Origin of the sequence: Rahnella sp. WP5, from assembly GCF_000745615.1 — a bacterium.
Lineage (GTDB): Bacteria > Pseudomonadota > Gammaproteobacteria > Enterobacterales > Enterobacteriaceae > Rahnella > Rahnella aceris.
Genome location: NZ_KN050721.1, coordinates 540,836 through 555,886, shown reverse-complemented (window position 1 = coordinate 555,886; position 15,051 = coordinate 540,836). Strand labels below are relative to the sequence as shown.

Sequence of the window (15,051 nt, the reverse complement as noted above, 5' to 3'; positions counted from 1 at the left end):
AATGTCTGATTCAATTGCGGCCTCTCAGACCGCCTCTTCAGGGGATTACAGCGCAGATTCTGCGTCTGACCAGCCGGTGGTGATTCGTTCCGCTGCCGATATTACTCAGTTAGTGAACCGCGGCGCAGCGAAAATCAGCGACGCACGCATCGTGATTGCTATCGCACTCGGCGGCGTTTTCCTCGACGCTTATGACCTCGGTGCGCTGGCTTTCGGAATGAAAGACATCACCCGCCAGTTTGGGCTGACGCCTTCCGGCGCGGGCTTTGTGGCCTCGGCGATCACTTTCGGAGCGATTGTCGGCGCATTGTTCGGCGGCTATCTGACCGACAAAATCGGCCGTTACCGCGTCTTTATGGCTGATATGTTCTTCTTCGTGATTGCCGCGCTGGCCTGCGCCTTTGCACCCAACGAATGGGTGCTCGGCGGGTCGCGCTTCGTGATGGGATTAGGCGTCGGCATCGATTTACCGGTGGCGATGGCATTTCTTGCGGAGTTCTCAAAACTTCAGGGGCGCGGCAATAAAGCCTCGCGCGTGGCAATGTGGTGCCCGACGTGGTACGCGGCGATCAGCGTCTCGTATCTGCTGGTGCTGCTGCTTTACGCAGTACTGCCTGCCACGCACACCGACTGGTTGTGGCGTCTGATCCTCGGCTTCGGCGCAGTGCCTGCGATTCTGATTATCGCTATCCGTCACCGTTATATGAATGAATCGCCGGTCTGGGCGGCCAATCAGGGCGACCTGCAAAGTGCTGCGGCGATCCTGAGAAAGTCTTACAACATCAATGCGGTAGTGGCTGAAGATGCGGACAAAACACCGCAGGTGAAAGTGCGCAAAGCCGCATGGCGTAACTACGGCACGCTGTTGCAGGGCATTTATCTGCGGCGCACCGTGCTGGCGACCGTGACGGCGGTGGCCTCGTCATTTGCCTATAACGCTGTGGCATTCGGGTTACCGGTGATTTTATCCAGCTTCCTGCAACAATCGATGATCAGCACCATTCTGTTCTCGCTCGGCCTGAACCTGTGCTTCGCCTTTGTCGGTGGTCTGATTGCGGTACGGTATGTGTCGAAATTTGGTGCATGGAAAATGACCTACGCCGGTTACGCCTGCCAGCTGGTGGCGATGATCGGTCTGGCACTGGTAGGCCGCCCGGCAGACGGTGGCGAAGCCGCAATTTCCATCGCCATGCTGGCGTTATTCCTGTTCGGTCAGGGCTTCGGTCCGGGATCGCACACCATGACATTTGCGTCACTGAGCTACCCGACATCACTGCGCGGCATGGGTGTCGGCTTCAATCAGACGCTGATGCGCGCCAGCTCCACCCTTTCACTGTTCCTGTTTCCGGTGCTTTCCGCCGCACTCGGCACCGGCGTGTTCTGGGTGATCGCCTTAGCGCCACTGGCAGGCTTAATCGTACTGACAGCGGTACGCTGGGAACCGTCGGGATATGATGTGGATGCTGAGGATTTTCAGCAGGAAATTAAACCGGTTTAGGTTTTTGCCTTGCTCCTCCCCCTGCGAAGGGGGAGGCTGGGAGGGGGTTTTAAAGACAACACAATAGGTACTGCACTCTTCAACTCTTTGATTCTTCTTTAATACCCCACCCCAACCCTCCCCTTCGCAGGGGAGGGAGCAGATCGGTATTCTTACTCATCTCTGTGAGAAAACTGAGAGAGTGACATCAGACCACCGCACTTCTCGGCGCAAACACATACCCGATATCGTTCTTGATCATCGCGGCGACCAGTTCAAATCCGCCATTCGGTCTGGCCTGCGCAAACTCCAGTTCGCTGGTAAACACCGGACTGACCCAAAACAGATTCACCGGATCCCCGTAAATTTTTGGCAGACGCATTTTGTCTGCCGGACCGCATAATGCGGAGGAAATCACGTGTCCTTCAAAGCCGAGCGGTGCCATCGGCGACATCAGCGTGTGGCCTTCACCCAACCAGCTGAGAGTCGTCCAGGGAATCTGTGCATAACCGGATAACGCGCTGGCCATCTGCACGGCATTTTCTTCCGTCACATATTCTTTGCCGACCGAAAATGCGAGTTCGATGCGACGATGCTTTTCTGCTTCATCGTTGAAAACAATATCAATTTGCGGCATCGGACGGATACTCATGCCGACCGTGAAGAAGTAATAGTTTTCTTCGTCTTCATGCTGGGAAATCGCCATTGGCGGCCAGTTGCCCTGATTGATCAGATAATATTTCAGTGATGAGCCAAAGCGATCTTCGTAGGATTCCAGCAGCTTGCGCTGGATTTTCGGCCACGGATTGCTGAATTCATTTTGCCAGTCACGCCAGAACAGGCGGGTCTTTTCTGCCAGTTCACATTGCGTGTTGGTCGAGGCAGAACCCAGCGGGAAGGTCAGCGGATTCTGTTTAATGCAGCCGGCGGAATAACACACCGAATGGTCGATATACAAACTCCAGCCGGGGATCACCGCCAGCAATAATCCCTGATACCACAACGCCGCGCCGTCATCGCTTTCATTCCAGAGGATCTGAATTTGTGCAGGATCCAGCGGCGCTTCACCCTCCAGATTGCGGCAGTATTGCGCCGCCAGCATCGGGGCAATCCCCTGCTCCATTGCCTCTGTGTCATCGTTCAGTGGTGCGGGTACCAGATTACGTACCCAGCAGGCGCGCATTTTCGGAAAGCGGTCGCGCAAATCTTCGCGGGCGAAAATATAGAAATACACCACGCGGTTATCCTGCTCGACCAGCGCGGTCAGGGTTTGTTTGTCGTTACTGACTTCAGCAACAATGTCGGACTGGCGCATATGACCTCAACAATATCAGGAAGCTTATTATTCCCTGTGATGGTCAGTGTAGAACGGATAAGCCAGGCCGATAACGGGCAATATTCCCAAAAATCCCCGATAAATCATTAAAACAGGTGCTTTTTTGTCAAAATATCAACATCAGCGGCAATACATCCGAAACAGCTGCGCCAGATGCGCGGCCATCGGCGTCAGCGTGGTATCACGTCGCTGAATGAGATAGAACGTGGCTTTCGGCAGCGGCAGATCAAGATCCAGCGCGACCAGACTCTGGCCGATCACCGGATCGTTAATGACATCGACGGACAACACGCTGAGAAAATCGGTTTTGGCGATCAGGCTGGTGCAGGACATAAAAGTTTCGCAAATCACGCTGATATTCGGCTCGGCATCCATTTCGCTGAACACTTCGCTGAGCAGTTTGTAATAGCTGCCGCGTGGCGTCGGCATCGTCCAGTCGCAATGCAAAAGCTCCTGCATCGAACGGGCATGCTGCATCGGATGACCACGCCTTGCCACCACGCGATACTCTTTATCCATAAGCTTTTCATATAACAGTTCGTTATCAAAGGGTCCCTGATAATAGGTATTCACGGTGAAATCCAGCTCGCCCTGACGCAGCTCCGGGATCATTGATACCAGTTGTCCCTCGGCAATCCGCACCTTCACATGGGGGAATTCACGGTGAAAACGGTCAATGACTTCCGGCATGATGGTGCGGGCAATGCTGGCCCCGACGCCGATATTGACCCTGCCGCTGGTCCCGCCGAGGCGTTGAGCGATGTCTTCCTGCGCCACCCGCAGCTCTTCCAGAATCAGGCTTGCGCGCTTAAAAAACGCGTCACCACAATCAGTTAGCGTCACGCCCTGACGGCGACGGACAAATAACCTCGCCCCCAGATTTTCTTCCAGTTCTTTAATTGATTTGGTCAGCGCGGGCTGTGAAAGATTCTGCATCCGGCTGGCGGCACGAATACTGCCCTGACGTGCGACCGAAACAAACGCCCGCAACTGATGCATTTTTATTTGTGATGGCATGAGATTCTTTGATAACCCCTGATTATCACTAAGAAGATTTTGGCATCTTATATGCCCTGAACGCTTTATGTACATTGAAAATCATATCAGGCCACCTTTCGCCGCTTTCTGCGTGCGGGTCTGCACTTCCCGAAGCTTTGATTTCCTCCTTTCTGCCGCTGTGCGGAAAGCCTGCATGTCTGTGTAAAAAGAGAGTCCGTGATGGTTAATGAGATTTCTGAACGTGTAGAAAAGCTGTTCCCTTCCCTGCAAAAGCAACGTCGTGATCTGCATAAATACGCCGAATCCGGCTGGCTGGAATTTCGTACCTCCACGCTGGTGGCCGATCATCTGGAAAAACTGGGCTATTCACTGCAACTCGGCAAAGAAGTTATCGACGCTGATTCGCGTATGGGGCTGCCTTCCGCTGCCGTGCTGGCCGAACAGGAGCAGCGCGCACTGGAACAAGGCGCGATTGCCCGCTGGATGCCGCATTTCTCCGGTGGTTTCACCGGGATTGTCGCCACGCTGGAAACCGGTCGTCCCGGCCCGGTAATGGGTTTTCGGGTGGATATGGACGCGCTGGATTTAAACGAAGTACAGGAAGAACAGCACCGCCCGTTCCGCGACGGGTTTGCTTCGGCCAATAACGGCATGATGCACGCCTGCGGTCACGACGGTCACACCACCATTGGCCTGGGGCTGGCAGACGTGCTGATGCAGGTTCGCGACCAGCTATGCGGCACCATCAAGCTGATTTTCCAGCCTGCCGAAGAAGGCACGCGCGGCGCGAAATCCATGGTTGAAGCGGGCGTGGTGGACGACGTGCAATATTTCACCGCCGTGCATATCGGCACCGGCGTACCGGCTAATCACATCGTCTGCGGTAACGATACTTTTATGGCAACGACCAAGCTCGACGTGCACTTCACCGGCGTGGCCTCACATGCGGGCGGTAAGCCGGAGGATGGCCGCAATGCCCTGCTGGCGGCGGCGCAGGCAACACTGGGTTTGCATGCGATCCCGCGTCATAGTGGCGGTGATTCACGCATTAATGTCGGCGTTTTACAGGCAGGTACCGGGCGCAATGTGGTGCCTTCCAGCGCCACGATGAAAGTAGAAACGCGTGGCACCACCAATGAGGTGAACGAATTTATTTATCAGCAGGCGCTGAAAGTGATTTCCGGCGCAGCCGAAATGCATCAGGTGAAATTCGACATCAAACTGATGGGCGCGGCGCAAAGCAGCACGCCGACGCCCGCCTGGGTGAATTACATCCACCGTCAGGCGGAAAAACTCGGCGAGTTTGAGCAGATTATCGACCGTCAGGAAGGCGCAGCGGGTTCGGAAGATGCCACCTATATGATGGAGCGCGTAAAAGCCCGCGGCGGCGAAGCCTCTTATGTCATTTTCGGCACTGATCTGAGCGCGGGTCATCACAATGAACTGTTTGATTTCGATGAAAAAGTGATGTCTCAGGGCATTAAAACCCTGGCGGCACTGGCGCTGAATATCGCTGAATTCAAAGGGGAACGCTGATGACGTCGCAAGTGCAACATCAACAGAACGTCGTGAATTTCATCAATGATTTCATCGATAACCAGCAACCCGCGCTGGCAGAAATCAGCGATGCCATCTGGGATCATCCTGAAACCCGCTTTGTCGAATCCTTCTCTTCTGCATTACTGGCCGACAAACTCGACGCCAGCGGATTTGCCGTTGAGCGCGGCGTGGGTGGCATGGAAACGGCATTTATCGCCAGCTTCGGCAGCGGCAAACCGGTGATCGCTCTGCTCGGCGAATTCGACGCGCTGGCCGGTTTAAGCCAGAAAGCCGGTTGCGATGTAGCGCAGCCACTGGTGGAAAACGGTAACGGCCACGGCTGCGGCCATAACCTGCTCGGCACGGCGGCACTCGGTGGCGCGCTGGCCGTAAAAGCCTGGATGGAACGTGAAAACATTCAGGGCACGGTGCGTTTTTACGGCTGTCCGGGCGAAGAAGGCGGATCCGGCAAAACCTTTATGGCGCGCGAAGGGTTGTTCGATGACGTCGATGCCGCGCTGACCTGGCATCCGGAAACCTACAGCGGCATGTTCAGCAACCAGACGCTGGCCAATATTCAGGCGTCGTTCAGCTTTAAAGGCGTGTCCTCACACGCCGCCGCCGCGCCACATCTGGGTCGCAGCGCGCTGGATGCCCTGACGCTGATGAATACCGGCGCGAACTTCCTGCGCGAACACATCATTCAGGAAGCGCGCCTGCATTACGCGATCACCAACGCGGGCGGGATTTCGCCCAACGTGGTGCAGGCAGACGCCGAAGTGCTGTATCTGGTACGCGCGCCGCAAATGGATCAGGCGCAGGCGATTTTCGACCGCGTAGTGGATATTGCCAAAGGTGCGGCGCTGATGACCGGCACAAAAATGTCGATGCGCTTTGACAAGGCCTGTTCCAACTACGTGCCCAACCGCACACTGGAAAGCGCCATGTATCAGTATGTGCAGGCTTTCGGCACTCCGCATTACACCGCCGAAGAGCGGGCGTTTGCGGCGTCGATTCATGCCACGCTGAGCGAACAGGATATCGAAAACAATCTGCTGAATATCTCCCGTACCAGCGGCGCGGAAGGCGTGGAATTCGCCGAAACCCTGCGCCATTCCCCGCTGACAGACTCTGTTGCTCCGTATGCCCCGAACGGCAATATCCTCTACGGTTCGACGGACGTCGGTGATGTCAGTTGGCTGGTGCCGACGGCGCAGTGTTTCAGCCCGTGTTTTGCCGTCGGTTCGCCGCTGCATACCTGGCAGATTGTGTCGCAGGGGCGGACCTCCATCGCCCATAAAGGCATGTGTCTGGCAGCGAAAATCATGTCATCGACCGCGATAGACCTGTTCACCCGGCCGGATTTACTGGCGGCCTGTCAGAAAGAGCGCGATGCACAACGTGCACGACGCCCGTATCAGTGCCCGATCCCGGCAGGCGTAAAACCTTCGCCATTGAAATAAATCACGGGTGTCAGTTAATGATGTAAACCGCTCATTCGCGTCCCGTTCCGGCACGGATGAGCGGCATAAATATAAAAAAGACAAACACGACAGAGGGTTAACAGATGAGTATTCAGGCGCAAGATTCCGGCCAGAGTCCGGGGGGATTTCTTCAGTGGGTTGAACGTGTGGGGAATAAAATTCCCAACCCGTTTTTGTTATTTGTTTACCTGATCGCCGTGCTGATGGTCGCCAGTGCGGTGATTTCATGGCTGAATATTACGGCAGTAAACCCAACCAACGGTGAGGTCATCCATGTAAAAAACCTGCTGAGTGTGGAAGGTATTCAGTGGATTTTGCCGAACGTCATTAAAAATTTCAGCGGATTTACCCCGCTCGGTTCGATTCTGGCGCTGGTGATTGGTGCCGGACTGGCGGAGCGCGTCGGGCTGCTGCAAAGCCTGATGTACAAAATGGCGTCCAAAGTAAACGCCCGTTACGCCAGCTATATGGTGATTTTTATCGCCTTCTTCAGCCACATTTCGTCGGATGCCGCACTGGTGGTGATGCCGCCGCTGGGCGCGCTGATTTTCCTCGCAGTCGGACGTCATCCCGTGGCTGGTTTACTGGCGGCTATCGCCGGTGTGGGCTGCGGTTTCACGGCTAACCTGCTGATTGTGACCACCGATGTGTTGTTATCCGGTCTGAGTACCGAGGCGGCAAAGGCGATTAATCCGGCGGTTCAGGTCAGTGTGATCGACAACTGGTACTTTATGGCAGCCTCGGTGATTTTGCTGACCATCGTGGGTGCCATTCTGACCGATAAATTCGTTGAACCGCGCCTGCCGGTGTATCACGGCGAGCGTAACGAAGAGATGAAAAAGCTGACGCCGGAACAAAACCGTGGCCTGATGGCGAGCGGCATTGCAGCGCTGGTGTTTATCGCCCTGGTGGCCTTGCTGGTGGTGCCGGAAGCCGCGCCGCTGCGCAATCCGAAAACCGGCGGCATCATCCCTTCGCCGTTTATTCAGGGCATAGTGCCGCTGATTATTTTGTTCTTTTTCGTGATTTCAGTGCCTTACGGCATGGTCACGAAGCAGATCCGCAGCGCCAGTGACGTGCCGGATTTGCTGGTGGATCCGATGAAATCCATGGCGGGTTTTATTGTGATGGTGTTCCCGCTCTCCCAGTTTGTGGCGTTTTTCAACTGGAGTAATATGGGGAAATTCATGGCGATCGGGCTGACGGATGTGCTGGAAAACTTAGGCATGACCGGCATCCCGGCGTTTCTCGGCCTGATTTTCCTGTCGGCATTGCTGTGTATGTTTATCGCCAGCGGCTCGGCCATCTGGTCGATTCTGGCACCGATATTTGTGCCGATGTTTATGCTGCTCGGTTTCCATCCGGCGTTCGCGCAAATCGTGTTCCGCGTCGCGGATTCTTCGGTGATCCCGCTCGCGCCGATGTCGCCATTTGTGCCGCTGTTCCTCGGGTTCCTGCAACGCTACAACAAAGAGGCGAAACTCGGCACCTATTATTCGCTGGTGCTGCCGTATCCGATTGTGTTTTTCGTGGTGTGGCTGCTGATGCTGGTGGGCTGGTATCTGCTGGGTCTGCCGATCGGTCCGGGCGTTTATCCGCATCTTTAACGGTCAGTGCAGACGCCCCATACGGCGCATGGCCCGGTGCCATGAGCCGTTTCTCACCGCCCAGCGCAATACCCCTGAAATGCAACGGGTGGCGAAACGAATCCTCCGGCGCTTCGGCGGGGAAAGGGGAATCCCCAGTTGCATGGCTGCCCACTCAGGCAATAATTCAATGCCAGCCTGAATCATCAGGCTGCCCACCGGCCTGGCCAGACGGCTCGGCGCGGGTGCATTCTGCAATAATCTTACCACTTCAAGCGTCCGTTCATCGCAGCGCAACTGCGGGCGCATCGCCTGCAAATAAGCTTCTACCGCATCGACACTCTCCGGCACATTTGCCGCCCCCAGGCTTTTCGCCACACGGGAAAACTCCTGATAATAAAGGTTCTGATCGGCCAGGCTGAGCGCAGGATTGCGATAACGCAGATGCGATTGCAGGAAGCTGTACGCTTCGGCTACGTGCACCCAGACCAGTAAATCCGGATCGCTGGCCGCATAAGGTGTGCCGTAAGCATCGGTACCGGTCACCCGCAAATGAATGGATTTTACTTTTTCGATTAACGCGTTGGCGTCATTAACAGGCGCAAAAGTCGTCCCGGAAATGAACTGACTGGTGCGACGAAGTCGCCCGAGCATATCTTCACGAAATGAGGAATGATCCCAGACACCGGCAAGCGCCAGCGGATGAAGCATTTGCAGCAATAAGGCACTGACGCCGCCACAAAGCATGGATGAGAAGTCTCCGTGAATTCGCCAGGTGATGCTGTCAGGGCCAAACAGTCCCGGGTCACCCGGCGGATTCTCAAAGTCTATACCGCCTAACGCCAGGCCCGAAAGACTCAGCACCTGACGTTCTATTCTCTTTCTTAACAATTATCTTAACTCAGTGATTAATGTGCGGCTTTGCTGACAACCGTGGCTTTGGTCAGCTCCGGCCACAGATTCATGACCACGTCAATCAGCCGGTTGAGTTCATCAGAACTTGCGCCGTCACGGGCCTGTACGGAGAAGCCCTGAATGGTGCAGGCCAGGTATTTCGCCAGCAGCGCGCTGTCGGTTACCGCAGTCAAATCACCGCTCTGTTTTTTCTTCTCGAAATATTCAAACAGAGTGCGTTCCTGCGAAAGGTGGCGCGCACGCAGCATTTCGGCAATATCCGCAGAAGATGAAGACATCCCGGATGATGCGCTGATCATAAAGCAGCCACTTGGCGTGTCGCAGTCGGTAAACAGCTCAACGATGGCACGCAGATAGCGCCCAACCGTATCCTCAACGGACAAATCTGTTCTGCTCAGTAAACATGAGCTCTTTTCGTAAAAGTTTTTCAGATAATGTTCAACGGCTGCGCGGAAAAGCCCTTCTTTGTTACCAAATTCGGCATACAAAGTTGGCGCTTTTGCACCGGTTGCTTCGACCAGATCGGCTAATGAAGTGGCCTCGTAACCATGGCGCCAGAATAAATTCAAGGCCTTGCTCAGAGCAGTTCCACGATCGAACTGTTTTGGGCGACCGCGACTTTTCCGGACCAAAGCCGTCTGTTCAGTGCTCATACACCCTCCTTCCATCACCATTGTGATTATGGTTATTAAAATAGTTATAGAAATAACTTAACGATCATTATTAAAAATAGTTGCGCACAAGTCCAGCGGAGTTTATCATTTAATTATCGAGCGATAAGAAAATCACTCAAACCCGCAAAGCTGCACAACTAAAACGCTTTTATAAGCCTTTTGCAGACAACACATTCAGGACGTAACATCATGAGTAACTTTAAAATCCTTCTTGCAGTTCTGGCATTAACCGCTGTACCGGTTGCCAATGTTGCCGCACAGCAGGTTATCATGATGCCTTTGCAGAGTCAGGAAGTGCGGATGGTCAATGTGACCGGTGACAGTAACTTCTGTAACCCGGCCACCTGTACGAACAAAAAAATCGAACAGGGCCGTATTCCTACTTCTCCCACTCAGCCACCTGCGCCTTCAACCTCTGGTCATCAGCCCGCTTCTGTTTATTACTAATGGCCGCGGAGCCTGACGACAGATCATCAGGGCAGGAATCACGATAAGGCGGCTTATGTCGCCTTATCTTTTTCCTGGCCGCCCCATGTTTTATCACCCTCGCTGGCCAGAACCAACCATTAACTTAGCGATCATTAAAGATTCATTCAGCAAAATTATGCATAAAGGATTTTCAATTCTTATCGCGAATCATTTTAAAAACATTCATTTAACAAAATGAAAACAAAAACCGCGTTTAGCGTGACATTCATCACAGCACGATTAGTTAACGGTCATTAAAAAAATATCTTGCACAAACTCTCAACACTCCCTATCATTTACTTATCGAACGTTAACTAATAACTAACGTTGACCCGAAACTGAGGTTCCTGAATAAGGCACCCCGAATAAAAAATTGACGAACAGGAATTAACATCATGAAAACTATCGCAATGACAATCGCAGCACTGACACTTGCTACCGCCTCTTTCTCTGCCCTGGCGGCGACTGAGGTTCAGTCTGTACCTGCGGGTGAACAAACTATCGGTACTGTCAGCGCCTCTTCAAACGGTGACCTGAGCACACTGCAGTCAAAACTGAACGCGAAAGCCACTGAAGCCGGTGCAAGCTCATACCGCATCATCGGTGCTTCTGGTGAAAACCATCTGTACGGTACTGCTGAGCTGTATAAATAAGGCCTGAAGATTTCGTTAGCAGATTGTTCCGCACAATAAGTTAACGATTAATAAATAAATGAGTTGCACAGAATGTGATCCAGGTCTAACATTTACTTATCAACTGTTAAGAAATAACAGTCGGACCTAATAATCACCTGCTGATAAACAGATAAAAAGGAAGACCATCATGAAAAATATCACTATGACTTTAGCTGCAATTGCGCTTGCTACCGCCTCATTCTCTACCCTGGCAGCGACTGAAGTTCAGTCTGCACCAGAAGGTCAACAAGCAATTGGTGTGGTAAGTGCTTCTTCAGGCAACGATTTATCAAGCCTGCAGAACAAACTGAATGCAAAAGCCAACGAAGCGGGTGCAAGCTCATACCGTATCATCGGTGCTTCAGGTGAAAACCATCTGTACGGTACTGCTGAGCTGTATAAATAAGCACAAGAATAAGCAATTTAAGGGTACAACAGCATTTAGTTAACGATTAATAAGCTAGATGTTGTATCGGACAGAAGACAGCTTTGCACATTAAATGAACGTTGATGACAACGCCTGGCAAAGCTCAAAAAAAACGAAATGAGGAAAATAACATGAAAAACGTAACAATGACTCTTGCTGCAATCGCACTGGCTACCGCTTCATTCTCGACTCTGGCAGCGACTGAAGTTCAGTCCGCACCGGCAGGTCAGCAGGCAATTGGTGTGGTCAGCGCAACATCAGGTAACAGCCTGAGCAGCCTGCAGGACAAACTGAATGCTAAAGCCAGCGAAGCCGGTGCAAGCTCTTACCGTATCATCGGTGCTTCAGGTGATAACCATCTGTACGGCACAGCTGAACTGTATAAATAAGCTGAAGTAAGCAGTAAAAAGCAGTAAGCAGAAGAGGCGGCGTTTGCCGCCTTTTTCGTGTCTGTGTTTTATGAAAAATTTCTCTGAATGCCCCCTGCCCGCCTGACCTTGTGCTACATTTTTCTCTTCTATTTCCTTAAGGCCCTCTTTCCCAATGTAACGAACTCTCATCACTGACAGTTTTTCTTCTCCCTGTTGCCTGCGGGCAATTCGGGGTTTCTGTTATTTCTGATGAGAATCCCTTTCATGAATTCGTTATTAATTGCGCTCATACGCGCACTGCGCAGCCATCGCTGGCTGCGGCTGCTGGGCTTTGCCTTTATTTTATCATCTCTGGGTAATGGCCTGACGCAGGTGGTGGTTTTTGGTCAACTGCTGCGCTGGAACGCCTCCCCTGCTACGCTGACTTTCGCTTATATGCTGGCAACATTGCCCGGCTTTATCGGAAGTCTGTGGGGCGAACGCCTGTGCAGAAAAATGTCGCCGCTGCAGATTTTGATCCTGACCGAAATTCTCGGCATGGTGGCATTGATATTTCCGCTGTACGGCTTGCTGTCACACAATATTTCCGCGTTGCTGGCTGTTCAGTCTGCCGAGGCGTTGCTCAGCGGGATGAGTTATCCGGCGCTCACGTTGTTATTCAAACGCGGGCTGAGTGTTGATGAGTTACCGGCAGCGACGGCAATGGAAACGCTGATCTTCGCGGCGCAGGTCATGCTCGGCACCGGCACAGGGGTTTTGTTGTTCAATGTTGTTTCGCCACTCAGCATTCTGCTGCTTGATGCCCTGAGTTTTGCCGCATCTGCCATTTTGCTTCTGATCACCCGGAAAATATTTCAGGCCAGATGCGCCGACACAACGCCCGCTGATTCCGCCGTACCCGCGTCACTGCGCTGGAAAAATTACTCACCGCTACAGAAACGAAGCGTCTTGCTGCTACCGGCGCTCGCCGCCGTCGGTTCACCCGCGATGGCATTATTGCCCGCACTGGCGCAACAAATCCGCCCTGAAGAAGCCACAGGTCTGGCGCTCCCTTTGTTGTTCTCCCGTAGCCTGGGACAACTTTGCGGGCCGTTATTGCTCAATGCCGACAAACTCCGCCGTTACAGCGCCAGCAACGGACGGTTATTGCTATGCCTGATGTTGTTTCTGGGCGGATATTTTCTGCTTTCTCCCCTCTCCACCTGGCCGGTGGCCAGTCTGATGCTGATTTTCGGTGCTCATCTGGCCTCGAATGTGGTGTTTACATTAGGGACTTTCGGCGTGCTGCAAAATTTTGCGGGCAGGCAGGTCACCACAGCCAGCGCTCTGGCCTGGCGCGGACAAGTTATGGTGAGCGCTTTTGCCACCGGCGCCGCCGGTTTACTGGCTGATAGCATCGGGGCAACCGGCGCGCTTTATAGTGTGTCAATCGCCAGCCTGACCGGGGTTGTTATCTTACTCTGGCACTACAGAGCGTAATCAGAAAACGACAAAGGCAGGGATTTCTCCCTGCCTTTTCATCTCAATGCAAAATTCGAATAATCAGTTGGCAGAACTCTTCAGTTGGTTATCCTGCTGATGTTGCTCGAGCGCCAGCTCAATCAGGCGGGTGATCAGCTCACTGTAACTTAACCCGCTGGCTGCCCAGAGTTTCGGATACATACTGATGTTGGTGAAGCCCGGCAATGTATTGATTTCATTGATGACGACATCGCCCTGTTCTGTCAGGAAAACGTCCACACGCGCCATGCCGCGACATTCCAGCACCTGAAATGCCTGCAAGGCAATGGCGCGGATACGGTCGTGGGTCTCACGGGGTAAATCAGCCGGAACCGCAATGGAAGCACCGGATTCGTTGATGTATTTGGTATCGTAGGAATAAAACTCGTCGTGCAGGATCACTTCGCCACACACACTGGCCTGCGGGTGATCGTTACCCAACACAGCGCATTCAATTTCACGACCTTTAATGGCCGATTCCACCAGCACTTTGTGGTCGAAGCTGAAGGCTTCATCCAGCGCACGCTGATAGCCATCCTCATCACTGACTTTACTGACGCCCACCGATGAGCCCTGATTCGCCGGTTTGATAAAAAGCGGCAGACCGAGTTGTTGCGAAACACTGGCAAAGGTATTTTTCTGACGGTTCGCACGCGTCAGGCACACAAACGGGGCAACCGCCAGACCGGCATCGCGCAGCAAACGCTTGGTGACATCTTTATCCATGCTCACGGCGGAACCCAGCACGCCAGACCCCACGAAGGCAATATTTGCCATGCGCAGCAGCCCCTGCAAGGAACCGTCTTCCCCCAGCGTTCCGTGCACTATCGGGAAGATCACATCCACTTGCGACAACGCGCTGGCACTGTGAGTCTCAATTAACTGATTCTCAGTCTGACCGGGGATCAGTGCAACCTGGTTATTCGAGCGGTTCAGGGCAATCAGCGACGGATTTTCAGCATTGATCAGGTAGTTACTGGCATCATTAATATGCCATTCCCCTTTCTTATCAATGCCAAGCAATGTCACATCAAAGCGTTGTTTATCAATCGCATCCACAATGTTTTTTGCCGACTGCAGTGACACTTCATGCTCTGCCGATTTACCACCGAAAATAATACCAACCCGTAATTTACTCACCTGCTGCTCCTTGTCGCCAGCCTCAGCGGACGGCGAACGTTTCTATAAACAACCACGACTAATCAACAACAAACAGTTTCGCGCCAATTGGTGTGGATGAACGGTGTGCTTCAGCATTGTCCGCCACCTGATAACTCATGCCCGGCGATAAGGTGAAATTCCGTCCGTCCTCAAGACGCGTATGAAGCTCCCCCTCCAGGCAGAACAAAACATGGCCTTTACTGCACCAGTGATCAGCCTCATAGCCAGGTGAATATTCAACGATACGCACACGGATATCGCCAAATTTTTGTGTACGCCACAGCGCCATGCCGTTATCACCCGGATGCTGCGTCGGCGTGACATCACTCCAGTCAGTCGTGCAAAACGGAATCGCATCAAGCTTCATGAGTTTCTCAATGTCGGGAAAAGGAAGGAAAGCCAGCATAAAAGTGAGCGGTAAATTTATCAATCGCTTGCTG

Annotated in this window: 15 protein-coding genes; 9 read left to right on the top strand and 6 right to left on the bottom strand. The window is 53.1% G+C overall.

All coding sequences use genetic code 11. The annotated features are described in order from the left end of the window. Position 1 precedes the first annotated feature (1 nt). Complete coding sequence (locus EX31_RS23930) at positions 2 to 1,498, top strand: MFS transporter (RefSeq protein WP_013576340.1); 1,497 nt, start codon at positions 2 to 4, stop codon at positions 1,496 to 1,498. Positions 1,499 to 1,685: 187 nt separating this feature from the next. Here the strand turns inward: EX31_RS23930 and EX31_RS23925 are convergent, their stop codons facing one another. Together EX31_RS23925 and EX31_RS23920 are read right to left on the bottom strand one after the other, a co-directional pair. Further along, positions 1,686 to 2,792 (bottom strand): suppressor of fused domain protein, encoded by a 1,107-nt coding sequence (locus EX31_RS23925; protein WP_037037189.1) that lies wholly within the window; start codon positions 2,790 to 2,792, stop codon positions 1,686 to 1,688. A 141-nt stretch (positions 2,793 to 2,933) separates the two neighbouring features. Continuing rightward, positions 2,934 to 3,830, bottom strand: coding sequence for a LysR family transcriptional regulator (locus EX31_RS23920; protein ID WP_013576342.1), 897 nt, complete (start codon positions 3,828 to 3,830; stop codon positions 2,934 to 2,936). Between the two features lie 201 nt (positions 3,831 to 4,031). On the opposite strand from EX31_RS23920, the gene EX31_RS23915 reads away from it, so the two are divergent. The 3 genes from EX31_RS23915 (at position 4,032) to abgT (ending at position 8,442) form a co-directional block, all read left to right on the top strand. Continuing rightward, on the top strand, positions 4,032 to 5,348 hold the full coding sequence (locus EX31_RS23915) for a M20 family metallo-hydrolase (RefSeq protein WP_037037187.1): 1,317 nt from the start codon (positions 4,032 to 4,034) through the stop codon (positions 5,346 to 5,348). Further along, positions 5,348 to 6,814, top strand: a complete 1,467-nt coding sequence (locus EX31_RS23910) for a M20 family metallopeptidase (protein ID WP_051931140.1) — start codon at positions 5,348 to 5,350, stop codon at positions 6,812 to 6,814. The genes EX31_RS23915 and EX31_RS23910 overlap by 1 nt, the downstream gene beginning before the upstream one ends. 104 nt (positions 6,815 to 6,918) lie before the next feature. Next, on the top strand, positions 6,919 to 8,442 hold the full coding sequence (abgT, locus tag EX31_RS23905; protein WP_013576345.1) for a p-aminobenzoyl-glutamate transporter: 1,524 nt from the start codon (positions 6,919 to 6,921) through the stop codon (positions 8,440 to 8,442). A 3-nt stretch (positions 8,443 to 8,445) separates the two neighbouring features. On the opposite strand, the gene EX31_RS23900 is transcribed toward abgT, so the two are convergent. Together EX31_RS23900 and EX31_RS23895 are read right to left on the bottom strand one after the other, a co-directional pair. Then, a complete protein-coding gene (locus tag EX31_RS23900; RefSeq protein ID WP_037037184.1) occupies positions 8,446 to 9,312 on the bottom strand; it encodes an oxygenase MpaB family protein in 867 nt (288 codons plus the stop codon). A 17-nt stretch (positions 9,313 to 9,329) separates the two neighbouring features. Beyond that, positions 9,330 to 9,989: a TetR/AcrR family transcriptional regulator gene (locus EX31_RS23895; RefSeq protein WP_013576347.1), complete on the bottom strand. Its 660-nt coding sequence runs from the start codon at positions 9,987 to 9,989 to the stop codon at positions 9,330 to 9,332. Between the two features lie 210 nt (positions 9,990 to 10,199). Between EX31_RS23895 and EX31_RS23890 the strand changes: the two genes are divergently transcribed. From EX31_RS23890 to EX31_RS23870, 5 genes are all read left to right on the top strand, one after another. After that, the gene (locus EX31_RS23890) at positions 10,200 to 10,457 is read left to right on the top strand and encodes a hypothetical protein (RefSeq protein ID WP_013576348.1); all 258 of its coding nucleotides are present in this window, start codon (positions 10,200 to 10,202) and stop codon (positions 10,455 to 10,457) included. Between the two features lie 416 nt (positions 10,458 to 10,873). Further along, entirely contained in the window at positions 10,874 to 11,131 is a 258-nt protein-coding gene (locus EX31_RS23885; protein WP_037037181.1) for a multiple stress resistance protein BhsA, read from the top strand. Positions 11,132 to 11,300: 169 nt separating this feature from the next. Further along, positions 11,301 to 11,558 (top strand): multiple stress resistance protein BhsA, encoded by a 258-nt coding sequence (locus EX31_RS23880; RefSeq protein WP_015698030.1) that lies wholly within the window; start codon positions 11,301 to 11,303, stop codon positions 11,556 to 11,558. A gap of 152 nt (positions 11,559 to 11,710) precedes the next feature. Further along, positions 11,711 to 11,968, top strand: a complete 258-nt coding sequence (locus EX31_RS23875; protein ID WP_013576351.1) for a multiple stress resistance protein BhsA — start codon at positions 11,711 to 11,713, stop codon at positions 11,966 to 11,968. A 246-nt stretch (positions 11,969 to 12,214) separates the two neighbouring features. Further along, positions 12,215 to 13,429 (top strand): MFS transporter, encoded by a 1,215-nt coding sequence (locus EX31_RS23870; RefSeq protein WP_037037178.1) that lies wholly within the window; start codon positions 12,215 to 12,217, stop codon positions 13,427 to 13,429. A gap of 63 nt (positions 13,430 to 13,492) precedes the next feature. On the opposite strand, the gene ddlA is transcribed toward EX31_RS23870, so the two are convergent. Then, positions 13,493 to 14,590 (bottom strand): D-alanine--D-alanine ligase, encoded by a 1,098-nt coding sequence (gene ddlA, locus EX31_RS23865; RefSeq protein WP_037037176.1) that lies wholly within the window; start codon positions 14,588 to 14,590, stop codon positions 13,493 to 13,495. 58 nt (positions 14,591 to 14,648) lie between these two features. After that, positions 14,649 to 14,978 (bottom strand): DHCW motif cupin fold protein, encoded by a 330-nt coding sequence (locus tag EX31_RS23860; RefSeq protein ID WP_037037514.1) that lies wholly within the window; start codon positions 14,976 to 14,978, stop codon positions 14,649 to 14,651. Positions 14,979 to 15,051 lie beyond the last annotated feature (73 nt).